We start from the raw sequence: 26,197 nt of genomic DNA on the forward strand, positions 1-26,197 counted from the left end.
TAAAATATAAATTAACTATAAATAATTATATTAGTAATTATAGATTTTGCCTAATGTTTTTTTGTTATCAACGACTCCTTTCAGTATCTTTTGTTTTTCGGCTGTTAATAAGATTGTGAATTTTGTTATTTGTAGATGATGTATTGCGTGATTTGTGTCCAATCGCTATTGCTTGTTGCTGTATTAATAATGTATTAGCTTGAGTTTTCCTTAAATTTATACCTTGGTCTTTAGATTCTTCAGTAGTTAGAATTTTTTGCCCTTTAGAGAGTTTTATTGCACTATCGCATACGAAAACTCCGCAATCATATACATTTTCTTGTTGTTTGGTATTTAGGTCTGTTATTTTTGCATCGGGATAAATTTCGGTAATATATTCTGTTACTTTTGGTCGAGATTCCAATGGCTCACCATAGGGATCATTATACATAAAGTTTATATTACCTTTATCATCTTTACTAGCCATTAAGAGTAACCAATGGTTATGTCCTGTATTTAGTGGTATAATTGCAGGCTTATTATCTAGTATTAAATCCTCTACTGTAACACGAAGAGTATCTTTTAGTATTTCCGGCTCTTCTAAAGAGGCATGATGAAATATAGAGCACATATTCTTATCTATATTTGCTTCCAATATATTTTTTATATCATCTTCAGTGTATAAATAAGTAGGTTGTTTTATATTTCCTGTATTATAAACACCAACTTGATCTTCAGTATTTATAACCAGTGATGATTTTTTTTCAGGTATCTGCTGTTTTGGCTCTATTACTGGTTTGGCTAATTGTTGTTCTGCTTTTAGAGATTCCTTATACATTTCCTGTGGAATTCCTAATTTTTCCCATGGTTTTTGATTATTAGCGGGAGCTTGCTGTTGCGGTGGATTTATAGAAGATGCAACAGTGGTTAGTGGTTCTTCTGTTATTGTCGGCTTTGCTTCCGTAGTTGGAGTTGTTGATTCGTGAGTTTTAGGTTCTTCTTTTTTGCCGAATATTGCTTCTTTAAAACTAGTTATTATATCTTTAAAATAGTTAAAAATTCTTTTAAAAAAAACTTGCGGTTGTGGTTGGTTTGCTTTTGGAGGTTCATATGATGTTGTTTGTTCTACTTGTATATCCTTAGGTCTATCATTCATCACTTTCTTTGTATTAAAATTAAAGTCAATAGGATTTACCTCAGTTTTACCTAAATCTTTTTGAAATTGCCTAGATATTTGTGATACATATTTTTTTAAGTTTCCAGCAGCATTATTTGAATCTTTTAAGATTTCATTAATTTCGAGTTTCAATCCGTAAATTTGATCTTCAGAGGTAATACCGAATTTAGCAGTGATAAGATTTGTTGCTTCGTCTGCAGAAAGAGGCCAAGTTTCTATAATCACTCTACCGCCTTGATTTTTAGCGTTTTTTATTATTTTATCTAGCTTTTCTTTATCAGGTATTGTACCGGAAAGTAATTGATCAATTTTACGATCATATACAAGATTGTTAAAAACAGATGTTACTAAACTTATATCCGTAATTGTAGTGGCTTTATCTTTTGGTACTATACCATCGGCTATAGATAAATTTTGATCTGCTTCATTTGTAAAAAAAACATGATCAACTTTTTTCATAATTTGCTTCCAATAAGCTGCTAGTTCAGAATTTTTGGGTAATGAATTATATTGATCAAAAGTAATAGTAGTTTTTATATTTAAATTTTGTAAATTAATTAAATCTTGTACCTTAAAAATAGGTTGTATGTTATTGTTATTAAGTTGAATATTAAAAATCGGTATTTTGCCCTTTTTGTGGGATTTTTGTAAGATCTCTGAAAAAATACGTTCTTTATCGGGTATATGTGATGCTTTATTAACTTCTAGCCGGATAATAGGCAGTGTATTTTGAGTTTCCTGCTTGTTTATTTGCTCTAATATCCGATCTGCATCTCCAAGTAAAAGAGTAAATATAATAGGCTCAGCCATTACTAACCTTTATTAAAAGAATATTAGGTTCTGTGAAAATTTCTAATTGATTTGCTATTTTAAGATATTTTTTAGCAAAAATTAATAAGGTTTTTGAAGGAATAGTTATTCATATTTCAAAAAAATCTTGTAATTTGCAGCAAAAAAGAGCCAAAATTAAATCTTTTTAGAAATCTTCACAGTACATATAATATTAGAATTTTTGAGCTTTAAATCAAGCTATATTTAATAATCTGTGATTTAGCTTATATAATTTATCCATTTTATGTGCTAATTCATGGTTATGTGTTACCATAATAATTGCGGTATTTTGTTCTCTTGCTACTTTTAAAAATAAATTAAATACTTCATTTGTAGTTTTGGGATCTAAATTACCTGTCGGTTCATCTGCTAAAATAATTTTCGGCTTATTAATTAAGCTCCGAGCTATAGCGACCCGTTGTTGTTCTCCTCCCGATAATTCTCCGGGCATATTATAGAGTTTTTTCCCAAGCCCTAAATCATCTAATATCTTTGTTGCATCTTCTATTGCTTCTTTTTGATCAAGACCACTAATAAACCTTGGCATAATAACATTTTCAAGAGCGGTAAAATCTTTAAGTAAGTGATGTTGTTGATAGATAAAACCTAAATAATGCAGACGAATGAGATGATATTTTTGATACTTGCTATTTGGTATGATGACTTGACCGTTTGTAGGTTTATCAAGCAAGCCGGCAATATGTAGTAAAGTTGATTTGCCGCTACCTGAAGAACCTATTATAGAGATTAATTCACCTTCATTAACCGTTAGATTAAGATCATCTAGTACTCTAACAATAGTTTTGCCTTGGCTGTAATGTTTTGAGATATTTTTTAAAATGAGGACTGTATTATTCATATCTTAGGGCATCCACGGGATTTAATTTTGAGGCTCTATAAGAAGGATAAATTGTTGCAAGAAAACACAATATTATAGATAAAGAGGTAATTAAAATAATATCCTCAGCTCTTACTTTTGAAGGTAAACTATAAAGAAAATAAATAGCTGCCTCGAAAATTTTAGTACCGGTTATACGCTCCAAATAATTCTTGATAGTTTGAATATTGTAAGAAAAGGTAGCACCAAGGATTACACCTAGTGTTGTGCCAAGTAATCCTATAAACATTCCGTTATAGATAAAAATAAGCATTATTTGCTTATGCTTGCTCCCATAGTTCTAAGAATTGCAATATCTGAAGTTTTATCTTTAACAAGCATAAATAAGCTTGAAATAATATTAAATGCGGCAACCGTAATAATTAAAGATAGAATAGTAAACATAGCCGTACGCTCAACAGCAAGAGCACTTAAAAATTGTGAATTTAAGGTTTGCCAATTAAATACATATAGGGTTGGACCTAATAGTGATTGTATTTTATATGAATATGTGAGAGCTTTATCGGGATCTAGACTATTAATTTCGATTAAATTAATATCGTTGCCGAGAGATAAGAAATTTTGTGCTGCGGTAAGCGGCATTAATATCGTTGTCAAATCATAATCATACATACCGCTATTGAAAATTGCTATAACTTTAAATTCTTTTGATCTTGGCATACTGCCAAAGGTTGTAGAAACTGAATTCGGTGAAATTAATCTAATCTTATCCCCAACGGTTACGCCTAAATTGCTTGCTAATTGTTCTCCGAGTGCTATTACGTTTTTGCCATGAAAATTATCAAAACTACCAAAATTTACATTTTTAAAAATTTCATTTCTTACACTTAGATCCTTTAATTTCATACCTTTAACAAGCACACCGCTATTATTACTTTTACCAAGAGCCAAAGCTTGACCGTGAGCAATGAATGTTACATGCTTTACATAATCTTGTTTTAGGAGTTTGGCTTTAATCTCTTCATAGTTATCAATACTACCACCTTGCCGATTTATCACTATATCCCCATTTAAGCCGATAATATTTTTAGTAAGCTCTATATGAAAACCGTTCATAACGGACATGACTACTATCAATGCTGCAACGCCGATCATTACGCCCACTAAAGAAAAGGCAGAAATAATAGAAACAAACTTTTCATTTTTCTTAGCTCTAAAATATCTGAAAGCTATCTTGAAGATAAAATTGTTATTGATCATTTGTTTATTTTTTCTTACATCAGTTTCTAGGTTATTCCTGTGTGAATCAGCTTTTTGTCATTGTGAGCAGCCGTAGGCTGCGTGGCAATCTTATGAAATAATAACAAATTTCTGAGATTGCTTCGTCAAAACTTACAGTTTTTCCTCGCAATGACGACACAATTGATGACACAAAGACATCTACACGTTACTAGAAATCTCAAAGACTTTATCGTACTTAAATAATTTAGGTAATGTTACTAACCCAAATAGCGTAACACTGGATATAGTAATGCCAAGAGGAGTAAAAGTACCGTTATATAAAAATCCTACTAATTGCAGCCCAAATGCCGTTAAAATCAATCTAGCCACAGTGAAAATAGCCGTCATACGAGCTTTACCGTCCGGAATAGCTTCTAAAAGCAATGGCCATAATATGTTAATCGGATATACCACGCCAAGAGATAATAATAAAGTAACTATTGTTATGGTTAAAGGATTATTAATATTATATACAACTAATATGCTATTTCCTAGTAGAAATAGTATTATAAATATAACTCCAAAATAGAAGCAATTTTTAATACCGAATTTTTTAAAGCAATAACCGCTTGAAAAGCTCATAATTGAGAATAGAGCTGCCATTGCTCCTTGATAAAGTCCGAAATATTCTAAAGTTACACCTAAATCTTGCATATATAAAATAGGAGCAATCCCAATAAATATCCAATATCCTTGTGCAAGAAATATCATTGTAAGTATATAATATATAGCTTTTGGCGATTTGAAGATAGGTATATATTCTTTTAAAGAAATACGTATTTTTCTATTAACTTCTCTTTTTGGAATAAATAATATACCAAGAATTAGACTGATCAAACCTACTATAAGCAACAAAGCAAAATTGCCACGCCAGCCCCAAAATAAATTGACGTAGCTACCTATAACCGGTGCTATTGCCATAGCAAGGGCAATAGTGCCGTTTAAAATGCCCATGAATCTTTGCTGTTCTTGTACCGAATAAATATCGGCAAGAACAACATATACTAGCACTGCAACCGATGATATCCCGCATCCTTGCAAAAATCTTCCAAATAATATAGCTGCATAATTATTTGCAAATACACAAAATAAACTACCAAGATTAAAAATTAGTAAACCGAGTATAATAATTGGTCTGCGTCCGTACCTATCTCCTAAATTACCGACTATAAGCGAAGTAATACAATAAGCAGTTAGATTAACACCAAGTAGTAACTCTGTCATAAAAGTTGAAAGGTTGAATGTATTTTGTATTTCAGGAAAACTTGGAACGAATAAATCTATTTCCGCTCCAGCGAGTATTTCCATGATGATTACGGTAATAATTAATTTCATAAGTAATTGTTATTTTTAGGTTATTTTAGCAAAGTATTATTGAAGACGAAAGCCTACGCGATGTTATCCCTGCGATGCATTGTTGCATAGATACCAGGTCGTCATTAATTTACTATTGTAAATTTTCTCGCAATGATGGAAAAACCGATGCGAGCGAACGTTAGTGAGCATGGTAATCTCAGGAATTCTTCCCAAGATTGCTTCATTCCACGCAACAACATTTTTGCGGGAATGACATAAATAAGGACGCAGGAATGGCAGCAAAGCCACACAACAAATTAGCTTTCTATATTCTTATAGCTTACAATAATGAGTGTATTGTTTTACTAAAGAAAGAATAAATGAATATTTATGCTCGTCTAGAAATTTTTATTTATCAGGAGTATATACATGACACGATAACAGGAAGACTGAAAGGAAGTGCAAGCAGAAACTTTTAGTAATATATGTTAAGAATAATAATTTCCAACATGTGGGACTATTAACAACATAAATTTTAAAGCTAATTAAATTTATTTTTACTGCAAATTATAAGGCTTTTTTGAAATAGGATTAACTATTCCTTCAAAACTCTTATTAATTTTTGCTAAAAATTCTTTTTAATTATCAATTAAAATTATTTTGTTAACAGTCCCATATCAATTTTAAAAATTAATTAAAATATTACTGATTAATTCCTAAAGCTTGTTTTTGAGTATCGGTAGTATTCTCCATTACCCACTTTTGGACATCAGGACTTAACATATTATACTGATCTGCTGTTAAACTAGCAACCCAAGCTTGTTGATCGTCAGTACTCATAGCTTGTATTTGGGTTGTTGTCACTGAAGCTGGGGCAGGCATTTGCATTGATGAAGCAAATACTGAGTTCGCGAAAGCTAGAATTAATAAAATTTTTAATAAATTTTTCATTTTGTAAACCTTTTTTGTTTTGTAGTTGCGATTATAACAAAGCCACGGCAGCTTTCAAGCTAAATTATATTAAACATTTAAATTTTTATACTAAGGAACTTTTATTGTAACAAATATATCAATTATATACTTTATTGTCATTCCCGCGAAAGCGGGAATCCAGTAAAAAGCGTTCAGTATCATACCGTGGCTTGACCACAGGATCTTGTTTCACAGATTATGCCCTAAGATACCACGCTCAAGTCGTGGTATGACATTAAGGTTGACTGGATTCCTGCTTTCGCAGGAATGACATACCCCTTTATATTGTTAACTGCTCTCTACAAATATTTCGATAAGTTTCTGAGTTTTTAGATAAATCATTATGTGATCCTTCAGCGACTACTCCTCCTTTATCTATTACTAAAATATAATCAGCTGATTCTATGCTACTAATTCGATGGGCAATTGATATAATAATGTTCCCTTTCATTATTTTTTTTATAGACTCTAGTAATTTCTGTTCGCTCATCGTATCTAAAGCACTCATTGCCTCATCAAGAAGCAAAATTTGCGGCATGCGTAGTAATGCTCTAGCAATAGCTATTCTTTGTTTCTGTCCTCCTGATAATCTAACCCCTCTTTCACCGATTTTAGCATTTATACCGTCATGAAGTTTAGCAGCAAATTCTTCTATTCCTGTAATTTTTATTATCTCATTTATTTCGTCGTCGCTTGCTTCATTATTACCGAATATAATATTTGATTTTATAGTGCCGGAAAAAATGCTAGCCTCTTGAGGAACATAGGCAATTAATTTACGAATTTCAGCAGGATTCAAAAGAGTTATATCTTGATTGTTAATAAGGATAGTGCCGTTTTCTTGCCGGTAAAAACGCAGCAGTAACTGTAGTACAGTACTTTTTCCTGCACCTGATCTACCTACAATACCAAGAAACTTATTGGCATTTATCTTCAAAGACATATTATTAATAATCCTTAAATTAGGTCTTGAATGATAGGTAAAATCAACATTTTTGAATTCTATCGAGATTGGATCGGAATTATTTAATTCTAAATAATTATTATGTGCTATAGGTGTCTTATCTATAATTGTAATTATTCTCTCAAGGGCTGTAACAGGTAAATGCATTTCGCTTAGTAGCTCAAAAATACCGCCACAGCTAACTCCGGCGATAATCGCATAATAAATAAACGAGATAATTTGTCCCGCAGATAAATGGCCTTTCACTATATCTGAAGCTCCGATCCAAACGACTAAAGTAATCGCAAGAAATATAACGGCTATTGAAATCGCAAAGAATAAAGCACGAATTTTTAAACGGGTTTTGCAGTATATTAAATAGTGTTGTAATTTAGTGTCAAAATCGGCAATTTTGTTTATTTGATGGTTAAAAGCATAAATAGCTCTAATATTATTAAAAGTTTCATCAATATCCGATGCTAAAAGTGACTTAGATTCTAGAGCTTTTTTAGATAAAACCTTAACATGCTTGCCGAATTTAATTAAAGGAATTAATAAGATAGGAATGGTAATAATTACTATAGAAGCGAGTTTAAAGCTTTCAAAAAACATTAATGTAATGCCGCCAATTAGCATCACCGAATTGCGAATAAAAAAAGATAAGAAATTAACAATGAGAGTAGATATTTGATCTATATCATTTGTTAGGCGTGAAATTATATCGCCGATTTTTAGTTCTTCAAACTCTTCAATTTCATAATTAATTAAATTACTATAAGCTTCTTTTCTTATTTGAGTAACTGCCTTTTCAGCAACATTATTGATAAAATATGAACGAAAAAAACTGGCAATACTTAAGATGATAATTAATAAACAAATATATAATATAGATTTATCAACCGATAAAATATGGTCTTTGCTCAAGCCTTTATCAACTAAATTTCTAAAAACACTACCGATTAGTAATAATGAAGCTGATACGCTAAGTAAAGAGATCATAACGATGATCAAATCTTTTTTATAGAACCTTAGATATTTAGCTAGTCTATATAGAAGTTTGATATCCATAAGAAAAAAATGTCATTGCGAGCGACTGTAGGCGTTGTTTCATGGATGTCAAAAATCGTCATTGCAAGGAGCGAAGCGACGTGGCAATCCAGAAAAATAATAAAAAAGTACTAATTTTAGCATTTTTTTACTGGATTACTTCGTCAATTACTTTGTAATTTTCTTCGTAATGATGATTTGGTAACCACACAACAATTCCAAAATATGGGGCGAGTGACGGGATTCGAACCCGCGACCCTCAGAACCACAACCTGATGCTCTAACCAACTGAGCTACACCCGCCATAAATTAACACCATAAATTTAGATTATCAGAAGGAGTTAGTCAAGAATATTTATTGTATTAACATATAACATATATTATTAGACTTATATATTATAACTATATAGTTACAACATGAATCAGTATATAAAACTTATAAATAAAGCTAAACAAAATCCTAAAGGATTAAGTTTCTCTGATTCATACTTTAATGACTAAGTGCGGTTGGGTTAAAGATAGGCAAAAAGGTAGCCATCAGATTTGGTACTTGCCCAAAGGAAATAGGTTATCTATTCACACTTTTGGGAATATGGCAAAAGAATATCAAGTTCGACCATTTTTAAACTTTGCAAAAGGAAATGAAGATGAAAACAAATGATACATTTGATGGGTTTACTATAGAACTTTTTAAAGATACGGATGGAGATTGGCTAGCAAGGTTTGAAGAGCTACCGAATGTATCAGCTTTTGGCCATTCGCCTGAAAAAGCACTGCAAGAATTACAACAAGCTTGGACTTTAATGAAAGAAAGTTATATAAGTCATAATCAATCTATCCCCTTAGCTCCGTCTAGGAAAGAGTATAGCGGACAGTTTAATGTTAGAGTAGATAAACGTGTGCATCGAGCTTTAGTACTTGAAGCACTTAGAGCAAAAATTAGTTTAGATGCTTTAGTATCTCAAAAATTAACTTTATCGGTAAAACAATGAAAAAAAAATCAGTTATTTTATTAAGCGGTGGACCTGATTCTACTACGGTTCTTGAGATAGTTAGCAAAATGGATTATGAAATTTATGCTCTAAGTTTTAATTATCATAGACGCAATAGTCCGGAAGTCCAAAAAATCCAAGGATTAATTAAAGATTATAATGTAAAACAACATAGGGTTATTAATATTGATTTGCAGTCATTTATCGGTTCTGCATTGACTGATGATAATATAGATGTACCAAAATTTAAAAACACAGATCAATTACCAAGTGACATACCGGTTACTTATGTACCGGCACGTAATACAATATTTTTAAGCTACGCACTAGGCGTTGCTGAGGTTGTAGGAGCTAGAGATATTTTTATTGGGGTACACACTAATGATTATACTAACTATCCTGATTGTCGTCCTGAATATATAAAATCTTTTGAAGCAATGGCAAATTTAGCAACTAGGGTAGGAGTAAATGGAGAAAAAATTACTATCCATGCTCCTTTAATAAATATGACCAAAGAGCAAATAATTCAAAAAGGGCTTGAGCTTGGAGTAGATTATAGTAAAACAATATCATGTTATGATCCAACAGAAGAAGGTTTATCTTGTGGTCAATGTCTATCATGCATTGCACGACTTGATGCTTTTAAAAAGAATAATGTACAAGACCCGATTAAGTATGTATAATTATAGATATATACTCATAAATAATTAATAATAAAATAATATGAAGTAAATTTGTATACAAGGTGGAAACCGTTTTCACCTTGTATACTCATTATTTAAAAATCTTCTGTATAATATGAATATGCAATATTTATATTATACAGAAAAATAGTTAGTATATATGATAAATAGAGGACATTTATATGCCCCTTTTCCTGTGCTTGATTTAAACGATATAGTTTTACGAGAGTTAGCCGTGGAGGATGCACAAGATTATTTTAATTATATGAGTAAGCCGGAAATGGCCATTTATATAACTGATAGCAATAGGCCTAAAGACGTAGAAGAAGCCGGAGAGGAAATACGTTATTGGTCTAGTTTATATAAAAATCATAGAAGTTTTTATTGGGGAATTGCCATTAAAGACGATAATAAATTAATAGGTACTGCCGGTTTTAATATAATCAATCTAGAGCATCATAGAGCAGAAATAAGTTATGATCTAGATCCTAATTTTTGGGGTCAAGGTATGATGTTAAAATCTATAAAGAATATTTTAAAATTTGCTGATTATATTGGTATTATAAGAGTACAAGCAACAGTAATTACTGATAATTTTCGTTCAATTAATCTTCTTGAGAGATGCGGTTTTGCTAGGGAGGGAATTCTTAAAAAATATGAAATAGTTGCAAATGAGCATAAAGATTATTATATGTACGCAAGAGTACTATAGTAAGAATTGTTAAAATAAACATAAAAAAGAAAGTTAATGGTAGTAGAAGCTGATAAAAAAGCATTGATTTGTTCGTTTTGTAGTAAAAAACAACATGAAGTAAAAAAACTGATAGCAGGTCCTGCAGTATTTATTTGTGATGAATGTATAGATTTATGTACAGATATTATGAAAGAAGAAAATAAAGTTGCTTTAAAGCAAATTACTTCTTCAATTCCAACGCCGCAAAAAATATGTGGAATTCTAAATGATTATGTAGTTGGGCAAGATCAAGCGAAAAAGATTTTAGCAGTAGCGGTTTATAACCATTATAAGAGGCTTGAATATGTACAATCCGGCAATAATGACGTTGAGCTTAATAAGTCGAATATCTTACTGATCGGTCCTACTGGTTCAGGAAAAACTTTACTTGCTCAAACGCTTGCTAAAATTTTAGACGTACCTTTTACTATGGCGGATGCTACTTCTTTAACGGAAGCCGGGTATGTCGGTGAAGATGTTGAGAATATATTACTACGTTTATTGATAGCAGCTGAGTTTAATATAGCAAAAGCACAAAAAGGTATAATTTATATTGACGAGGTTGATAAAATTGCCCGTAAATCGGAGAATCCTTCTATTACACGGGATGTATCGGGTGAAGGAGTACAGCAGGCATTACTTAAAATTATGGAAGGAACAGTTGCTTCCGTGCCTCCTCAAGGCGGTAGGAAACACCCACAACAAGATTTCGTACAGTTAGATACTTCAAATATCTTATTTATTTGCGGTGGTGCTTTTATGGGGATTGATAGCATTATAACCTCAAGAACTAATAATAGTTCTATAGGCTTTGCAGCTAACGTAAATATAGATAAAGAGAAAAATAATAGTGAGATTCTTAAATCCCTAGAGATTGAGGATTTAACTAAATTCGGTTTAATTCCTGAATTTATCGGTAGATTACCCATCGTTACTACTTTAGATGAGTTAGACACAGAAGCTTTAATTACAATTTTAACTAAACCTAAGAATGCCATAGTAAAGCAATATCAGAAACAATTTGAGCTTGATGATGCTGAGCTTGTAATTGATGATTCAGCCTTAGAAGCTATTGCCGAAAAAGCTCTAGCTAAAAAGACGGGAGCAAGAGGACTTCGTTCAATACTTGAGCATCTTTTGCTTGAGAGTATGTATAAAGTTGCCGAGCTAAAAAAACAGCGTGTTACTATTACAAAAGAGGTAGTTAACGGCTTAGTCGAACCGATAATGACCTCTCTCATTTCTACAAAATCAAACAAAAAACAACCGATTATTGCAGATATACCGGCGTAAATATTATTTCTTGTCTATGTCATTCCCGCCTACGCGGGAATGACATAGACAAGCCTGCAACAAGACCTACGACTGTTCGCAATGATGGGTGGGTATCCACACAACAACGCCGGCTTGACCACGGGACAATACTAATTTAGTATAAAATTTATCCTAAGCTAGTATTATAGCGGTTTAAATACCATTAAGAAAAAAATAATACTCAAACTGATAAATGCCGGCCAGCCTAGGTAGAATCATAATTTAAATAATTTATAATATTTTTCCGGTAGGGGAATTTGCGGTTTTAATGCTTCAAGTGCCATATTTCGTAGTGGAATTTGAATCCATACCACCAGAGGTCAACAACTACCGGCGATTATGTATCTGATATAAGTTAAGGTAAGCCATAAATCAGAATAATTATAGCCAAGCATATTTACTAATATTATGCCGCTAACCGGTTGAATTATCACAGTTGGAGTAGTAAAAAGAAGATCAGCTATAACTGTAGTGCGAGCTGCATATGCTGTTGCATTCAAATCACCGGTTTTATTTGCCCACCACATAAAAAAAGCAGTACCAATTCCAGTACCAAATAAAATGGTAGAGCTAATAATATGCATAGTTTTTATAAAAAGATAATCCATTATTTATCTCGTTCTATTGCCATGAATACTAAAGTAAGTAATATTACTGGAATATTTTTAAATATCGGACCAAGGGGGACGGATCTAGCCACAATATTGGCTTAAGATATGTTAATAGTAGAGTATAAGCTAGTATTAATAAAATTTATAAACTACATATCCTATTTGTTGTATTTTTGATAATTAGTAGAATGCCAAAAATAATATCTGTAAAGCAGCTTCCATATAATATGTAAGGTGCTATTTGTTTATCAAATCCTAGTGATATTATAATTTGCATACTAGCATCATAAACAAAAATGCTTGCAATAATTCCTGTCATTATCCAAAATAGTCCTAAGACAATTTTTATTATAGGTTTTAAAAAATAAAGCCTAGTGTGCCATATGGATTGTACGGTTAAAGGTTTGGTTGCAAAACCTTGTTGCAAGTTTCTAGGGATTATAGAAGTAAAATCGATAAAATCTTTTTTATCAGCAATATTAGGTTGAAGTAACATATTATACGCAGTAGAATTAATGGTCCTATTTTTAGACAATCCCCTAATTTAGCCGCTATTTTAATGAATATTAAAGGAATTTTTATTAGTCTTCCAGGATTGACTCCAAGCCATCTTCTGAATCCAAGCAAGATATCCTTCATGGTCACTATGTCTGGTCCAACTATTTTTAATAATGTGTGGATTTTTCCTTCCCTTTCTATACAGTGAATAATTACTTTCGTTAAATCATCAATATGAATAGGTTGAAATTATTGTAAACAATCACCTATTAAAGGAATAAAATACGGTAATGTTGCAAGAGCCCTAAATAGCGAGGTACCACCATAACAACCGCTTGCGTAAACAAGAGACGGTTGTAAAATTACCCAGTCTATTATGAATAATTCTTTGTACGTTAGTAAGGGTGCAAGCCTTAAATAGAGCCTTTGGACCATTGACATGAACATTGTCAATATTATTGCATGACTAGACGTTAACACACCTGACACATTAATAACTATATCTATGTTATTTAATCTATTTATCCAGCTTTGTGGTGTTAGGTCTATATTAAAATCACAGTATATCACTTCTGCAGTAGGGAATTTTTCCTGGTCGATTCAACATCTCGAACACAGCATATTACTTTATAATTATTCTTTAATAATTCAGCTGTAATATATGATCCAATAAAGCCGTTAGCTCCTGTTACTAGTATTCTCATTATAATATAAACGATTCAGGTACTGACTTTTATATCATTAATCAGATCCTGTTGCCAATAGAAGATAAAAAAGGATATGTTATGTCCACAACTATTGTTTTTTTGGTTAAAAACTTTTATAACCCAATCCTCTTCTCTCTTATCATAAACTGGGGTTGCTCGTGTGTGACTTTAATGTTATCTCATAATAAAATAATTAAAGATTATAAATGATTATATATAAAAGATTTGAATAAATATTAAGAGATGTTCATATTTTTAATATTTATTTAATTGAAATTATGAGTAATAAACTAGAAGTAATAATACAATATTATAATGATATATCAAATTTAGGCGTAAGATTATGGAAAACTACTACAGCATTTGCTAGTTTTAATTTAGGTGAGGTATGGAAAATATGGTTCTGTGATAAAAATTTTAAAGATCTACCGACACTAGATCAAAGTTTGATTTATACTCAATATTTAGAAACAATGTTAAGTAAAGTAGCTGCTACCGGAAAGTATCAAGATAATAATATTGATCATTCTCAATGGAGCCGTTGTTTTGAAGAGTTAAATAATCGAGATCATTTTTTATGTATAAAGCTACAGAAATGTATAAAGCTATAGAAGTTAATAGGAGTAGAAAACAAGAATATCATTGATGCTATGCTAGATGATATAGGGGGTATAAATTCATTAGAGTTTAGTACCCTAGTTACTAAATCCAAGTGTTTTTAAAAAATAATTTAGATCAATCTGAACACTTGATTAAAGCAGCCAAAGAAATCGATGCTATGGCATATCTTCTGACGAGAGAATATTTTTTATATCGCTATATAACTAAAGCAATATTACTTACAAATACTTTAAATGCACCTTCCTCTTATAAAAACGAGTTTAATATAGTAAAAAAAGCTCATTTAAATTTTGCAAATTATCTTAATTCATTAGAGCAAAGTCTTACTAGAATAGAAAAAGCTAGTGATAAGTATAATGAAGATCACAAAATTGCTTCTTGGTTAACCGAAAAATCAGCTTTAGTTAGTAATCATCATTCAGGTAAAATAGCAATTACTTATGTTTCTCGTATAGTGGGTGTAATTGCTTTACGTTCATATGTAATTGATGAAAAGGATCCTTGGTATGAATTATGTGCTTTACCGACCACTAGACTTGCGATGCTACAAATTTTATTATCTTTCCCGGTGTACGGTCTTATCAAATAGACAAACTAAAGAGATGAATAATAATATGTTTCAAGCATTAGAAAATAACAATGACAATGCTGAAGATGTTAAATTTTTATTTGATCACACTCCAAGTTTTGCTAATGATGCCGTAAATACAACTGCGATTTGTTTTAGATATGCTGCTAATGTAGGGTTGTAGCCTATTGATTTATTAAATAATGATACTATTAATCGTATAATTGTATTACAGGCTTTACGATGGTATACAGTTGCAGGAGTATTAGAAGAACAAAGTAAAGTTACAAATTTTATGCAAAATAAATTAATTAAATTTTTGCATGATAAAATTGTACCGGCTTTAATTGAGCATAAGAAATTTACAGCTGAAGAAATTAAACCATATTTTCAGTTACTATATAAACATTCCAAAACAGATAAGAATACGCAAATAAAACTTCAGGCAATATATAATAAACTTACCAATCAAGATATAGATTTTAACAATATTGAATCAGACATTAGTATCTATCATGGATGGAAGAGTACTACTATATGTGCGGCAATAGCCACACTGATTTTGGATTATATCTGTTGCGTCTTGCTTCTTTATTAGTATCAACATATTACGGCAATAAAGTTATAGAAAATATCACCAGCAAAAAATTAACTAATGATGTGTTTTTGCAAAAGTGTTACTATAATGATGCGGCAAGATTGACCGTAGCGATAGTACCTTTAATAATGTTTGAGTCTATTAAAGATTTAAAATTCTTAAGTCTTGCAACTTTAATAGATATTTTAACAACTGCTATATCGGATTTCAATGTCGGCAAGGCAATTAGTAGTGCAGGCAAGAATATTGCCGAGACAACCGCTACTACCCTTATTTGGCTAATAAGGTTACCTCAGGCACAAACGATGATACAGTGATTGATATTGATCCTACAGAAGAAGTACCATGCTTAGAGGTTTTGTGGACACTGCTAATTGATTTGCTATTTTGCAGCAAAAAATAGCCAAAATTAAATCTTTTTAGAAATGTCCACAAAACCTCGATTAAGGTTGTAAAATTTACGTTATTTAATGTGCTCTTTCCATTTCAAATATAATTGAATCTTCAGAATTAAGTGTTGCATGTATTAAAAAAGGCGATGTGACATAGGACTGCACTTCGCTATGCATAAAAGCGTGGTACATTATCAATCTCTAAAGTAAAGTTTTTGCTATATTCAAGAAGTTTTTGAGCAGCTTTTAAGTGTATCAAATAACCTGTAGTTGTATTAAAGTAACCACCATGACCTATCTTCTTTAAATACGGATTATTGTAAATATTATAAAATATTTTGTTTTTAGAATGTGACAAGGACAAATAAATTAAATCTCAGTCGGTAGGTAAATGCTTAAGCATTGTTAAAAATTTATTACGGAAATCATCATTTAGTATAGCATCATCTTCTATTATTAGGGCATCAGGTATATTGTTTTTAACCATTTTAAGCCAAATTTCTCTATGGCTACAATAACAACCGAGTTCACTTGCCGTTAAAGTATGATTTAATATTTTGCTATCGGAATAATAATTTATATTTTCCGAAGAACAAAGTACAGTATAACCGTTATCAAGGGATAAAAGAGCAGGCTTATTTTTTACATCTAAGCCGGTAAATCTTTTTCCCCCTGCATCTGTTATAGATAAATTATAACCGTCTACTGCACTAAACCTTTCATAGAATAAATTATTATTGTCGAATTGTTTACTAATATTGTTATATCTATCAGTGCTGCGTAGGTTTACTATAAAAATTTTAATATCTTTTACTTCAAGTGGAGTAGAACCTATTTGATAAGTTTTTAAAAATATAAAAAGCAATGATAAACAAATAATTATAATTGATATTATAAAAATAGTTTTTAATTTGTATTTAATGAGGGTAATTTTTTTCTTAATTTTTCTTTTACTGCGATGTAATTATTTTCTGAAGTCGGTACAATCTTATTATTATATATCTTATAATAGTTTTCATCATCTTTATCAACAGAAATAATATAATTATATAAATCTTCTTCTGAATAATCTTTAGCAAATATTACTGCATTAGGGTTTACATCTTTTATATAACTTTTATCTGCATAATATATAAAATAGGTACTGCTCCTGCTAAATAAGCTTGAAAAGGTTTTTCAGTAACATACCTCTCATATGTTTTATTTTCAAAAGCAATAACAAATTTACATTTAGATAATCATTCACGAGTTTTTTCTTTTGGTATAATTGTAGATTCAGTATTTAAATATTTACTGTCGCTTACTACTTTTTTATACAGCGACAATTTATGAAAAAATCGATTTCTTGCTATGCAGCCGTCGTTCTCAGGATCTTCTATACCGTTAGAGACTAAGAAACAAGCAAAATACGTTTTATTCGGATTATATTTTGAGCGTTTATATTCAGTACTGACGTCATTAGTACAATACATATATAAAGGTATTCTTATATAATTTGGATGATCTATATAATCAAAACCTATAGATATATCATAATTTTCTAGCTTTGGTCTAACGGATTCACCGGTAAAAAATATCTTTATACTATCTTTATTACTAATAGTTCTTTGACCAAAAACACTATCAATAATAAGGTCATAATTGTTATGATCTATAACAATTGTTCGTCCGTTTGCTTCAATGATTTCTTTTATCATCGGTAGCTCGTCTATTGTAAAGCCCAGCCACATATTAATAAAGCTCACTCTTATAGCATGTTTGTTTTCTGTTTTAGGAGCTTTAATCTTATATGCTTACACATAGTAATAATATGGCTATACAAATTATGGAAAGTTTTTTTTAACATTTAAATTACCTATTACGAGAAAAATTTATTTATAATTTTTCTGCTATTTGTGGTGGATTTTCTGCTTCCACTTCAATAATCTCAGATTTAGAGGAAACGATTTGATAACGCTCTAAGGTAGCCGGCATGGCTTTATTCCCTGAATCAATACCGAGTTTTTGAATATTCTTTACTCTTGACATAAAATTACGATTAAACGAGGCAGCAAATTTATCGTAATTAGTAACCATATTATGCAGGTTATTACCGATCTTTTGAGAATAATCTGCTATAGTACCTATGGAGCTTAATAGCTTTCTCACTTCTTCAATGATTACCTTATAATTTTCTGAACGGCGATGATCGGTAATTTGAAATTTTGCAAATGATAGCATATTCATAAGTCCGCTAGGTCCTACCGGAAAGATATTACAGCCCCAAGCTTTTTGTAAAAATTCAGGGTCGGCTGCAATAACTTTCTCAACCGCTTGTTCAGTCGGCAAAAACATTAAAGTAATAACATTGTTAAAGCTCTGATCCTTTTTGTTTAGATTAGTTAAAATATTTGCGGCATAGTCTTTATTTGCCAAAGATTTTAAATGGTAATTCATAGTTTTATTAAGATTCATGTTATTATCTTGCTCGTCTACAAGAAACTTTGAAGCTTTAGAATCAATAACCATTAAATTACCGGAAGGAAGAAAAATGAGCGCATCAGGTCTTAGCTTTCCGCTATCTGAGGTAGTTAGACCGTATTGCATAATGAAATCTAAATTAGGACGTAAGCCCGAAGATTTTAAGATATTCTCAAGGGTAATCTCAGCAAGTAGCCCAGCCCCGATCGGAGAAAGCAGAGACTGTTTTATCAAATCAACCGTACCTTTTGATTGCTCTATATCTTTATTTAATGCTCCCACCATTGTAATTAACCGTTCAAACTCACTATTAAATTTTCCTGAAGCAGTAGCGATATTTTTCTCGGCTAGCTCTCTTGCTGCCGTGTTTTCCATTTTATGTATCGCTATTAATTGCTTAGACAAATCTTGACCTAAATCAAATAACGCAGCTTTAGCCGATGAAAATGACTCTTCTCTTATTTTTTCTGAATCCTTAATAGTCTGTGCTTGATATTCTATTTTACACTTCAATTGCTCAATTTTCTGTAAATATCCTATCTTTTCTTGATTTAATAATTGGTTATTATTGCTAATTTCTAGATTCTGCTCTGATAAAAATTGTAGCTGTGTCCTTAAGGTTTGAGTTTTTAAATAAAACCAAATTATTAGCGCTAATAAAATAAGTAGCGTAGTTATAATAGTTGGTAATAAATAAGGCATAGAATGAAGCAAAGTTTAATGTTAAATAATACTAAAGTACCGCATAATTTGCACTAATTGTTTTGGCATTGCCTAGAAAAGGTTGATATAGTCATTGCGAGTTACTGCAGGTGTTGTTGCATGGCTCGTTTTATGTCATGTCTGTGCAGGTCTTGTTGTGTGGACTGAAAAACCCGTTCGGTGTTATGCCGTGGCTTGACCACGATATCCAAAAACACAACTTAAAATACTAAAATTTTAATGTTTTAAACTGGATCCCGCGATCAAGTCGCGGGATGACAATTAGGAAACTGGTCCACGCAACAAAGCATTCTCGCTTTCGTGGGAATGACATCGGAAGGCTAAACTATAAAAAAACTTTTTCTAGGCAATGCTCAATTTCAATACTACAAGTAAGACTATTTCGATATTAGCCTATAATATTTTTATAAACTTATAGAAATATTATAATGGATAGGTTATATAAAAAGCAAGTTGAAGAATATCTAACAAATTACGGTAAGCTTGTATTTATAAGCGGAGCAAGGCAAGTAGGGAAAACTACAATATCAAAACAAGTAATTAAACCTAATCCTAATTCAATTTACCTAAATTGGGATTATCTAGAAGATAGAAATAAAATCTTAAACAAACACACCGAACTTTTTAAAAATCTACTTTCTACTATATCCGATAAGAAACCGTGCTTAATATTAGATGAAATTCATAAATATAAAGATTGGCAAAATCTTGTAAAAGGATTTTATGATAAATTCGGAGAAAATATTGAATTTATTATAACAGGTAGTGCCAAATTAAATATATATAAAAAAGGCGGTGATAGCCTAATGGGACGTTATATAAGTTTAACCGTGCATCCGTTACCGGTATCTGAAATAGCTAATTGATAATGACATTGATTATATAAAAAGCCCCCAAAATATCACTATAGATGAATTTGAAGCTTTAATAAATTTTGGATGATTTGCAGAAAGTTATTTAAAAGCAACTGCTAAATTTCATAGAATATGGAGTAATCAAAGATTCAAGCAATTATTTAGAGAAGATGTAAGAAATACTGAAGATATCAACAATATTTATGCGTTATCATTACTTACTAGCATTATAAATGAGCAAGCAGGCTCATTAATAAGCTATACAAACCTTGCTAACAAAGTTAGAGTTTCAGACCAAACAATAAGAAGATGGCTCTCTTTGCTAGAAAAGCATTATTATTGTTTTGCTATCAAACCTTGGTCTAAAAATGTTGTAAAAAGTTTGATAAAAGAGCCACAAATTTACCTTTGGGATTGGTCGCAAATAAAAGATATAGGAACGAGATTTGAAAATCTTGTAGCTTCTCACCTTTTAAAAGCCGTATATTTTTGGAACGAAACAGGGCTTGGTGATTTTGGTTTATACTGTCTGCGTGATAAATAAAAACGTGAAGTCGATTTAGTAATAACAAAAGATAACCAACCGTGGATTTTAGTGGAAGCAAAAGTAAGTGACTCAACCGTTTCTTCAAGCTTAAAATATTTTCATGAATTACTTAACCCTGAGTTTAGTTTTCAAGTAATTCAAAATAAACAAGCTATTTCAGGCTCTTGCTTTGATAAACCGGATTTATGGATAGTACCGGCTATTACTTATCTTATCTCAACTTGTTTGATATGAATTTTTGCAAAAAAGGTAATCTAGGCAAATGTAAATCATATGACTATTTCGTTGCTTATATCGAAATAGTCATTACCAATTCGACATTTAATTATAAGCTGTATCCTCGCACATACCACTAAATGTAGCTGAATTGACTATATTCACTTTATCTTCTAGTGGTCCGAGTGGCTGAGCAGGTTTTAACAATTCCGGAGTTAATATAAATTTAGTTTTTTTCTCGATATTCGATAACAAAGGTAAATGTAAGCTATGAGGGCTGTATATTATTGCATATTTATCCCATTCTAGATATTGTCTATTCAAATTCTCTTTATATTCAAATGGCCCATATACTTCTATACTACCAAATTTATATTTTTTTAAAGGATATAGCTCATAATCATAAAAAAAATCATTTGGATATTTATTACGCATACTTTGATTAAAAAGAACAAATTTATCATTTTCTTTATGAAATACGAAAATATCTAAACAAGCTTTTTTGCATATATTATAAGCTCTCTCATAGGAAGCAGTATAACCGAGTTGCTCAAATTGCGGTAATATTTGTTGCAAACGTATTTCGTCTTCATGCATAATGCCGATATCTAAATCATCGTCAAAAGGAATTATGCCTTGATGTCTAACGGCTCCAAGCAGAGTGCCGCCTTCTATCCAATAATTAATATTATTCTTACCAAGTAGCTCATGAGTGTCTTTCATTAACTGATAAAGGGCAATAGCTTTTTTCTTGCTAATCCTGTATTTTTTCACTTGTTCATCACTTAAGGTTACATACCGCCAGTCATGTTCTAATATATAAGCATAAAAAAATATACCGGCAAATATAATTAATATTAAACCTATAATATTTTTAAAGGATAATATTGACTTTAATTTTATCATCTTTCATCTCAAATTGTATTTCTTCTGCCGATGTGACGTTTTTTAAATCTTCTGCTAATTCTGCAGATAATACTATACCGCTAACTTCAAGCAATTTTATTGGAGCTTTTATAGATAGATGCTTCTCAGCTTTGAATTTTCTGACGATATCTAATATTTCAAGCAGCCCTTCTGCTCCTTTTGCATTGATTTCATAATTTAAGTCACTATAATTAACCCAGCTACCTTTAACATGAATAGAATTTTCACTATATAATATTTGGTATAATTCTTCGGTAATATGCGGCATGAAAGGTGCAAATAGTTTCAGTAACGTTTGCATAACATGATATAAAGTTAATATGCTACTATATTGTCCTTGTGGATTTTTGTGTTCCTCATCATAGCTTCTTGTTTTGCTTATTTCTAAATAATTATCACAAAATACCACCCAAAAGAATTTTTCCGTCAGATGCATAGCATTTGCATATTCGTAGTTTTGTAACTCATTTGTAGCTAGCTTAACTAATTCCACTAGTTTATTAACCATCCATTTATCAAACTCGTTAGTGATTTTTTCTTTAATATCGAGTAAACTCGCTTTTTTATCTTCACCTTTCAGTTTATCAAAATGTATAAAAACAAATTTAGCGGCATTCCATAGCTTGTTAACAAGCCTTTTGCCATTTTTCATAACGTCTTCAGAATAGGCGGTATCAGCACCTAGCTTTGAATTTGCCGACCAATAACGTATCACGTCGGAACCATATTGTTCTAGCAGTTTTTCAGGAACTAAAACATTGCCCTTAGATTTTGACATTTTACTTCGATCTTCAGCTAAACACCAACCGCTTATCATGATGTTTTCCCACGGCAAAGTATTTTGGTGTAAGTGAGCTTTTAAAATAGTATAGAACGCCCAAGTTCTGATAATTTCATGTGCTTGAGGTCTTAAATCCATCGGAAATAATTTATTGTGCCTATCTTTATTAACAGCGAAATCGTCAGAAATCCCATGAGTAGAAAGTTGAGGCGAAACGGAACTTGTTGCCCAAGTATCCATTACGTCATAATCAGGTTCTACTTCCTCTTTACTATAACCCATAGGTAAATCTTTTAACGGATCGATAGGCAGCTGCGTAACATCGGCATATAAGATTTTTCCTTCCTCACCTACTCTTTTAGAGTACCAAACAGGGAAAGGCACACCAAAATAACGCTGCCTACTTATACACCAATCCCAACTAATGGCATTAATCCAATTCTCTAAACGAATCTTCATATTTTTAGGATGCCAATTTAACTCATTCGCTCTTTTAAGCAATTCTTCTTTATGTGATATAGTTTTAACGAACCATTGCGGTACAGTTAGTATCTCAAGAGGAGCACCTGACCTTTCGGCACATTTAACGGTATGAGTGATGTCTTCTTGTTTAATAAGCAACTCTTGTTCTTTTAAAATATCTATTATTTTTGTTCGAGCTTCTTTAATTTTCAACCCATCTATAGAAGTTTTATGTTGGAAGTCTATTGTACCTTTTTTAGTGATAATAGTTTTTAAAGGTAGATTATGCGTCTTCCACCAAGTAATATCCGTTTGATCACCAAACGTACAGCACATTACCAGTCCCGTACCTTTATCTTGTTGTACTAAAGGGTCAGCAAGCAGTGGAACTTGCTCATTAAAAAGTGGGGTTATAGCTGATTTACCTGCTAGATGCTTATAACGTCCATCGTCAGGGTGATAAAATACAGCTACGCAAGCCGGTAATAACTCAGGTCTGGTAGTAGCTATAGTAAGCGGGTCTTCTTGCTCGGTTTTAAACGTAATATAATTCATGAAAGAGGTTTTTTCCTTATCCTCAATATCGGCTTGGGCAAGAGCTGTACCATCTACCGGATCCCATAAAATCGGTTGATTAGCACGATAAATTTCCTCTTTTTGTACTAAATCAAGAAAAGACATTTGTGATATTTTTCGTGATAACGGACTAATAGTTTGGTACTCTAAACTCCAATCAACCGATAAAGCTATTTGGTTAAATAGACTTCTAAACTTTTCTTCTTCATTTTCTACTACCTCTTCGCAAATTTTTATAAATTCAGATCGATCCATATTATAAGCTTTGATCTGTTTCTGCTTTTCAACAAGTCTCTCGGTCGGTAGCCCGTTATCGTCAAAACCCATAGGATAAAAGATATTTTTACCCATCATACGCTGAAAACGTACAATAAAGTCGGTTTGCGTATAGCTATAAACATGACCGATATGTAACTGCCCTGAAACTGTCGGAGGCGGAGTATCGATTACATAGGTTTCTTCTTTTGCAACGTTTGGATTATAAGCATAAATTTGTTTCTCTTGCCAAATTTGCTGCCACTTTTTTTCATTTTCGGTAAAGTTATAATTTTTTGGAAATTCTTTCATAGATTTTGTAGTTGATTCAAGAATATTATTATAAAGGTTATATGTGATTATGACAATAGATGCTTTTCTTTGGGAGGATATGGATATTTAGAATTTGTGCAAGTGGTGCTTGCATGATTAATGACTTATTTACAATTGAGCGAACAAAAGTTTCTTGAAGACCTGTAATTTTGGCAATAACAGGAATTTTAAAGCCCTGACTGAACATTTCCTTCGCTATAATTACTGCCTTATTATGTTCGCCCTCAGCTTTGCCTATCTCAATACCCTGCACCTTTTCTGCATCTCTATATGTATCAGCGATAGTTTTCATAATAGTATCCTTATCTTGCGGTAATCCAATACTTCTACTAATTCCGGTTGTTTTTGTTTTGATAATTTTGTGTTAGTATACCATAAGAACGATCTTAGGTAAATATAACCTTTTTCTTTATCCAATATTATAATATGCTTAAACTCTGTTAAAAACTTCTCCCATAGTTTTATCATATCCTGCATATGGATATGCTGCATCATATATTCTAGCATACCTAAATGTTTTTTCTTGACGATTTCATCATCTGTCATAGCTTGCAAATCTACTAATTGATAATCTCCCGCCATTCATTTCTCTGCCATCACACTATCAGTAAATAAACTCCACAGATTTCTTGGAGCATTATAAATTTCTTTACCGTTGTAAATAACTAAATTATAAACTAGCAGTAATTTATCCTTTCCTTGCTTATGTCTTTCACATAATAATAGTGTATATTTCCATAACCGCAAAGCCGTCCAATAATCAATTGTTGATTGGGCTTCTACTAATACATAAACAAATGCTTCTTCTTTATTATTGGTGCTAATTTTATATGTTATATTACTATATTTCTTATTTAAAGATTCCTCAATATAGCTTTCTTGTTCTACCGTTATTTTTGATAAATCTACTAAATTCTTAAAATCATTGAGTAAATAATATTCCAAAAATTCTTGTGCTGCTACCGGGTCGTTCATTATTATTTTTACTAATGAATCATGTTTTAATTTTTTAACCATAAAAATCTAGTAGCTTTATTTCGTGGTGTATTTTATCTTAAATTATCTATAATATCCATATTTATTTAAATTTAAAGTTTAATATGCTCATCATGAACAAACTTTTGCTTACTTTAAAATTAATGCGTGCAGATAAGCTGGTAGCTTATTTTCTGGTTTTTTTTCCTGCTTTATTTGGGTTACTGCTTGCCAACCCCTCAAGAACGGAGTTAATACATTTATTACCATTATTTATTTTAGGTAGTATAACAGCTAGAAGTAGCGGGTGTATTATTAACGATATATTTGATAGAAAATTTGATAAACATGTTGCAAGGACTAAAGAGCGACCTTTAGCTAGCAAGGCTTTATCTGTTTCTTATGCCATTTTGATACTCTTTATGCTTAGCGTTATCTCACTTTGTATTTTGCTACTTTTAAACAAAACAGCCATATATACAGGTTTTTTTGCGGTAATAATGATTAGCCTATACCCGTTAATGAAACGTATTACGTATTTCCCGCAAATCTTTTTGGGATTTACCTTTAAGCTAGGGGCCTTAATAGCTTATGCGGCAGTTCAGGATACACTTGATATAGCAGCGATTATTATGTATTTAGCATGCTGTTTTTGGGCCATCGGTTATGATACGATTTACGGATATATGGATATAAAAGATGATAAGAAAATAGGAGTGAAATCGTTAAGTATATATTTAGAGAACAAGCATTCTAAGCTTTGGCTTTATATATGTTATATAGGTTTTATATTGTTATTTATTCTAGCAACAAAAATGGCTAATCATAATATCGACTATTTACCTATTTTAGCTGCTTTAATTTTACTGATATTGCAAGTAGCAACTCTTGATATTGAAAATCCTGCCAATTGTATGACAAGATTCAGAGCTAATAATTATATCGGATTAGTTTTGAGTATGGTGTTTTATTAAATTCTTTTCCTATTAGGAATTAGATAATGTTCT

General features: G+C 31.4%; 29 protein-coding genes, 1 tRNA gene and 3 pseudogenes. 14 read left to right on the forward strand and 19 right to left on the reverse strand.

All coding sequences use genetic code 11. The features are described 5' to 3' along the window. Window positions 1–67: 67 nt before the first annotated feature. From RAT170B_RS02805 to RAT170B_RS02835, 7 genes and pseudogenes are all read right to left on the reverse strand, one after another. Window positions 68–1,966, reverse strand: coding sequence for a Ulp1 family isopeptidase (locus tag RAT170B_RS02805; protein ID WP_045805570.1), 1,899 nt, complete (start codon window positions 1,964–1,966; stop codon window positions 68–70). A gap of 214 nt (window positions 1,967–2,180) precedes the next feature. Next, window positions 2,181–2,846: an ABC transporter ATP-binding protein gene (locus RAT170B_RS02810; protein ID WP_045805571.1), complete on the reverse strand. Its 666-nt coding sequence runs from the start codon at window positions 2,844–2,846 to the stop codon at window positions 2,181–2,183. Then, a pseudogene (locus RAT170B_RS02815) lies at window positions 2,839–4,085 on the reverse strand (lipoprotein-releasing ABC transporter permease subunit). Before RAT170B_RS02815 ends, RAT170B_RS02810 begins: the two are co-directional and overlap by 8 nt. A gap of 180 nt (window positions 4,086–4,265) precedes the next feature. Then, complete coding sequence (locus RAT170B_RS02820) at window positions 4,266–5,441, reverse strand: multidrug effflux MFS transporter (protein ID WP_045805572.1); 1,176 nt, start codon at window positions 5,439–5,441, stop codon at window positions 4,266–4,268. A gap of 663 nt (window positions 5,442–6,104) precedes the next feature. Next, a complete protein-coding gene (locus RAT170B_RS02825) occupies window positions 6,105–6,353 on the reverse strand; it encodes a DUF2673 domain-containing protein (protein ID WP_014014694.1) in 249 nt (82 codons plus the stop codon). A gap of 301 nt (window positions 6,354–6,654) precedes the next feature. After that, on the reverse strand, window positions 6,655–8,385 hold the full coding sequence (locus RAT170B_RS02830) for an ABC transporter ATP-binding protein (RefSeq protein WP_045805573.1): 1,731 nt from the start codon (window positions 8,383–8,385) through the stop codon (window positions 6,655–6,657). Window positions 8,386–8,590: 205 nt separating this feature from the next. Then, window positions 8,591–8,667 (reverse strand) — tRNA-His (locus RAT170B_RS02835). Window positions 8,668–8,857: 190 nt separating this feature from the next. Here RAT170B_RS02835 and RAT170B_RS08435 point away from each other — a divergent pair. From RAT170B_RS08435 to clpX, 5 genes are all read left to right on the forward strand, one after another. Then, window positions 8,858–9,025 carry a type II toxin-antitoxin system HicA family toxin gene (locus RAT170B_RS08435; protein ID WP_016917381.1) on the forward strand — a complete coding sequence of 56 codons (168 nt, stop codon included), beginning with the start codon at window positions 8,858–8,860 and terminating at the stop codon, window positions 9,023–9,025. After that, on the forward strand, window positions 9,012–9,356 hold the full coding sequence (locus RAT170B_RS02840) for a toxin-antitoxin system HicB family antitoxin (RefSeq protein WP_045805574.1): 345 nt from the start codon (window positions 9,012–9,014) through the stop codon (window positions 9,354–9,356). The genes RAT170B_RS08435 and RAT170B_RS02840 overlap by 14 nt, the downstream gene beginning before the upstream one ends. Continuing rightward, window positions 9,353–10,039 carry a 7-cyano-7-deazaguanine synthase QueC gene (queC, locus tag RAT170B_RS02845; protein WP_045805575.1) on the forward strand — a complete coding sequence of 229 codons (687 nt, stop codon included), beginning with the start codon at window positions 9,353–9,355 and terminating at the stop codon, window positions 10,037–10,039. Before RAT170B_RS02840 ends, queC begins: the two co-directional genes overlap by 4 nt. A 160-nt stretch (window positions 10,040–10,199) precedes the next feature. After that, complete coding sequence (locus tag RAT170B_RS02850) at window positions 10,200–10,751, forward strand: GNAT family N-acetyltransferase (protein ID WP_014121026.1); 552 nt, start codon at window positions 10,200–10,202, stop codon at window positions 10,749–10,751. Between the two features lie 36 nt (window positions 10,752–10,787). After that, entirely contained in the window at window positions 10,788–12,065 is a 1,278-nt protein-coding gene (gene clpX, locus RAT170B_RS02855) for an ATP-dependent Clp protease ATP-binding subunit ClpX (RefSeq protein WP_014014688.1), read from the forward strand. Between the two features lie 341 nt (window positions 12,066–12,406). Here clpX and RAT170B_RS02860 read toward each other — a convergent pair whose 3' ends face one another. The 4 genes from RAT170B_RS02860 to RAT170B_RS11235 all read right to left on the reverse strand — a co-directional run bounded on the left by RAT170B_RS02860 (window position 12,407) and on the right by RAT170B_RS11235 (window position 13,899). Beyond that, complete coding sequence (locus RAT170B_RS02860; RefSeq protein WP_014014687.1) at window positions 12,407–12,694, reverse strand: DUF2269 family protein; 288 nt, start codon at window positions 12,692–12,694, stop codon at window positions 12,407–12,409. Window positions 12,695–12,839: 145 nt separating this feature from the next. Further along, window positions 12,840–13,232: a DoxX-like family protein gene (locus RAT170B_RS02865; RefSeq protein WP_261368661.1), complete on the reverse strand. Its 393-nt coding sequence runs from the start codon at window positions 13,230–13,232 to the stop codon at window positions 12,840–12,842. Between the two features lie 212 nt (window positions 13,233–13,444). Continuing rightward, on the reverse strand, window positions 13,445–13,765 hold the full coding sequence (locus RAT170B_RS08440; RefSeq protein ID WP_225981257.1) for a hypothetical protein: 321 nt from the start codon (window positions 13,763–13,765) through the stop codon (window positions 13,445–13,447). Further along, window positions 13,762–13,899: an NAD-dependent epimerase/dehydratase family protein gene (locus RAT170B_RS11235; protein WP_014273722.1), complete on the reverse strand. Its 138-nt coding sequence runs from the start codon at window positions 13,897–13,899 to the stop codon at window positions 13,762–13,764. The genes RAT170B_RS08440 and RAT170B_RS11235 overlap by 4 nt, the downstream gene beginning before the upstream one ends. A 281-nt stretch (window positions 13,900–14,180) precedes the next feature. Between RAT170B_RS11235 and RAT170B_RS02870 the strand changes: the two genes are divergently transcribed. The 5 genes and pseudogenes from RAT170B_RS02870 (at window position 14,181) to RAT170B_RS12100 (ending at window position 16,092) form a co-directional block, all read left to right on the forward strand. Next, window positions 14,181–14,513 (forward strand): hypothetical protein, encoded by a 333-nt coding sequence (locus RAT170B_RS02870; RefSeq protein WP_045805576.1) that lies wholly within the window; start codon window positions 14,181–14,183, stop codon window positions 14,511–14,513. A gap of 101 nt (window positions 14,514–14,614) precedes the next feature. Continuing rightward, complete coding sequence (locus RAT170B_RS02875; protein ID WP_261368662.1) at window positions 14,615–15,112, forward strand: hypothetical protein; 498 nt, start codon at window positions 14,615–14,617, stop codon at window positions 15,110–15,112. 25 nt (window positions 15,113–15,137) lie between these two features. Further along, complete coding sequence (locus RAT170B_RS10340; RefSeq protein ID WP_162146315.1) at window positions 15,138–15,275, forward strand: hypothetical protein; 138 nt, start codon at window positions 15,138–15,140, stop codon at window positions 15,273–15,275. Window positions 15,276–15,386: 111 nt separating this feature from the next. After that, window positions 15,387–15,689, forward strand: coding sequence for a hypothetical protein (locus tag RAT170B_RS02880; RefSeq protein WP_024704339.1), 303 nt, complete (start codon window positions 15,387–15,389; stop codon window positions 15,687–15,689). Between the two features lie 128 nt (window positions 15,690–15,817). Then, a pseudogene (locus tag RAT170B_RS12100) lies at window positions 15,818–16,092 on the forward strand (hypothetical protein). A 158-nt stretch (window positions 16,093–16,250) separates the two neighbouring features. Here RAT170B_RS12100 and RAT170B_RS12365 read toward each other — a convergent pair. The 5 genes from RAT170B_RS12365 to RAT170B_RS02900 form a co-directional block, all read right to left on the reverse strand. Beyond that, window positions 16,251–16,445, reverse strand: coding sequence for a glycosyltransferase family 25 protein (locus RAT170B_RS12365; RefSeq protein WP_158306288.1), 195 nt, complete (start codon window positions 16,443–16,445; stop codon window positions 16,251–16,253). A 12-nt stretch (window positions 16,446–16,457) separates the two neighbouring features. Further along, entirely contained in the window at window positions 16,458–16,946 is a 489-nt protein-coding gene (locus RAT170B_RS11250; protein WP_261368664.1) for a glycosyltransferase family 25 protein, read from the reverse strand. A 241-nt stretch (window positions 16,947–17,187) separates the two neighbouring features. Next, the gene (locus RAT170B_RS12370; protein WP_158309291.1) at window positions 17,188–17,298 is read right to left on the reverse strand and encodes a glycosyltransferase family 10 domain-containing protein; all 111 of its coding nucleotides are present in this window, start codon (window positions 17,296–17,298) and stop codon (window positions 17,188–17,190) included. Between the two features lie 21 nt (window positions 17,299–17,319). Then, entirely contained in the window at window positions 17,320–17,826 is a 507-nt protein-coding gene (locus tag RAT170B_RS10350; protein ID WP_261368665.1) for an alpha-1,3-fucosyltransferase, read from the reverse strand. A gap of 130 nt (window positions 17,827–17,956) precedes the next feature. Continuing rightward, window positions 17,957–19,243 carry a DNA recombination protein RmuC gene (locus RAT170B_RS02900; protein ID WP_014014682.1) on the reverse strand — a complete coding sequence of 429 codons (1,287 nt, stop codon included), beginning with the start codon at window positions 19,241–19,243 and terminating at the stop codon, window positions 17,957–17,959. Between the two features lie 449 nt (window positions 19,244–19,692). On the opposite strand from RAT170B_RS02900, the gene RAT170B_RS11255 reads away from it, so the two are divergent. From RAT170B_RS11255 to RAT170B_RS11265, 3 genes are all read left to right on the forward strand, one after another. After that, entirely contained in the window at window positions 19,693–20,130 is a 438-nt protein-coding gene (locus RAT170B_RS11255) for an ATP-binding protein (protein WP_261368666.1), read from the forward strand. Window positions 20,131–20,344: 214 nt separating this feature from the next. Further along, the gene (locus RAT170B_RS11260) at window positions 20,345–20,662 is read left to right on the forward strand and encodes a DUF4143 domain-containing protein (RefSeq protein WP_409994151.1); all 318 of its coding nucleotides are present in this window, start codon (window positions 20,345–20,347) and stop codon (window positions 20,660–20,662) included. Window positions 20,663–20,713: 51 nt separating this feature from the next. After that, window positions 20,714–20,899, forward strand: a complete 186-nt coding sequence (locus RAT170B_RS11265; RefSeq protein ID WP_045805578.1) for a hypothetical protein — start codon at window positions 20,714–20,716, stop codon at window positions 20,897–20,899. Window positions 20,900–20,986: 87 nt separating this feature from the next. Here RAT170B_RS11265 and RAT170B_RS02915 read toward each other — a convergent pair whose 3' ends face one another. The 3 genes and pseudogenes from RAT170B_RS02915 to RAT170B_RS02925 form a co-directional block, all read right to left on the reverse strand. Next, the gene (locus RAT170B_RS02915) at window positions 20,987–21,787 is read right to left on the reverse strand and encodes a LicD family protein (RefSeq protein ID WP_045805579.1); all 801 of its coding nucleotides are present in this window, start codon (window positions 21,785–21,787) and stop codon (window positions 20,987–20,989) included. Continuing rightward, on the reverse strand, window positions 21,756–24,194 hold the full coding sequence (locus RAT170B_RS02920) for a valine--tRNA ligase (RefSeq protein WP_045805580.1): 2,439 nt from the start codon (window positions 24,192–24,194) through the stop codon (window positions 21,756–21,758). Before RAT170B_RS02920 ends, RAT170B_RS02915 begins: the two co-directional genes overlap by 32 nt. Before the next feature lie 37 nt (window positions 24,195–24,231). After that, window positions 24,232–25,232: pseudogene (locus RAT170B_RS02925) on the reverse strand (Rpn family recombination-promoting nuclease/putative transposase). A gap of 83 nt (window positions 25,233–25,315) precedes the next feature. Here RAT170B_RS02925 and ubiA point away from each other — a divergent pair. Then, entirely contained in the window at window positions 25,316–26,164 is an 849-nt protein-coding gene (gene ubiA / locus RAT170B_RS02930) for a 4-hydroxybenzoate octaprenyltransferase (protein WP_045805581.1), read from the forward strand. Window positions 26,165–26,197: the final 33 nt, after the last annotated feature.

The sequence above is a fragment of the Rickettsia argasii T170-B genome, from assembly GCF_000965185.1.
In the GTDB taxonomy this organism is placed as follows: Bacteria; Pseudomonadota; Alphaproteobacteria; order Rickettsiales; family Rickettsiaceae; genus Rickettsia; species Rickettsia rickettsii.

Excerpts from the sequence above, each read along its gene's own strand:
- RAT170B_RS02805 (WP_045805570.1), bottom strand. The coding sequence starts at position 1,966 with ATGGCTGAGCCTATTATATTTACTCTTTTACTTGGAGATGCAGATCGG.
- RAT170B_RS02810 (WP_045805571.1), bottom strand. The coding sequence starts at position 2,846 with ATGAATAATACAGTCCTCATTTTAAAAAATATCTCAAAACATTACAGC.
- RAT170B_RS02820 (WP_045805572.1), bottom strand. The coding sequence starts at position 5,441 with ATGAAATTAATTATTACCGTAATCATCATGGAAATACTCGCTGGAGCG.
- RAT170B_RS02825 (WP_014014694.1), bottom strand. The coding sequence starts at position 6,353 with ATGAAAAATTTATTAAAAATTTTATTAATTCTAGCTTTCGCGAACTCA.
- RAT170B_RS02830 (WP_045805573.1), bottom strand. The coding sequence starts at position 8,385 with ATGGATATCAAACTTCTATATAGACTAGCTAAATATCTAAGGTTCTAT.
- RAT170B_RS08435 (WP_016917381.1), top strand. The coding sequence starts at position 8,858 with ATGACTAAGTGCGGTTGGGTTAAAGATAGGCAAAAAGGTAGCCATCAG.
- RAT170B_RS02840 (WP_045805574.1), top strand. The coding sequence starts at position 9,012 with ATGAAAACAAATGATACATTTGATGGGTTTACTATAGAACTTTTTAAA.
- queC (WP_045805575.1), top strand. The coding sequence starts at position 9,353 with ATGAAAAAAAAATCAGTTATTTTATTAAGCGGTGGACCTGATTCTACT.
- RAT170B_RS02850 (WP_014121026.1), top strand. The coding sequence starts at position 10,200 with ATGATAAATAGAGGACATTTATATGCCCCTTTTCCTGTGCTTGATTTA.
- clpX (WP_014014688.1), top strand. The coding sequence starts at position 10,788 with ATGGTAGTAGAAGCTGATAAAAAAGCATTGATTTGTTCGTTTTGTAGT.
- RAT170B_RS02860 (WP_014014687.1), bottom strand. The coding sequence starts at position 12,694 with ATGGATTATCTTTTTATAAAAACTATGCATATTATTAGCTCTACCATT.
- RAT170B_RS11235 (WP_014273722.1), bottom strand. The coding sequence starts at position 13,899 with ATGAGAATACTAGTAACAGGAGCTAACGGCTTTATTGGATCATATATT.
- RAT170B_RS02870 (WP_045805576.1), top strand. The coding sequence starts at position 14,181 with ATGAGTAATAAACTAGAAGTAATAATACAATATTATAATGATATATCA.
- RAT170B_RS10340 (WP_162146315.1), top strand. The coding sequence starts at position 15,138 with ATGTTTCAAGCATTAGAAAATAACAATGACAATGCTGAAGATGTTAAA.
- RAT170B_RS02880 (WP_024704339.1), top strand. The coding sequence starts at position 15,387 with ATGCAAAATAAATTAATTAAATTTTTGCATGATAAAATTGTACCGGCT.
- RAT170B_RS02900 (WP_014014682.1), bottom strand. The coding sequence starts at position 19,243 with ATGCCTTATTTATTACCAACTATTATAACTACGCTACTTATTTTATTA.
- RAT170B_RS11255 (WP_261368666.1), top strand. The coding sequence starts at position 19,693 with ATGGATAGGTTATATAAAAAGCAAGTTGAAGAATATCTAACAAATTAC.
- RAT170B_RS02915 (WP_045805579.1), bottom strand. The coding sequence starts at position 21,787 with ATGATAAAATTAAAGTCAATATTATCCTTTAAAAATATTATAGGTTTA.
- RAT170B_RS02920 (WP_045805580.1), bottom strand. The coding sequence starts at position 24,194 with ATGAAAGAATTTCCAAAAAATTATAACTTTACCGAAAATGAAAAAAAG.
- ubiA (WP_045805581.1), top strand. The coding sequence starts at position 25,316 with ATGCTCATCATGAACAAACTTTTGCTTACTTTAAAATTAATGCGTGCA.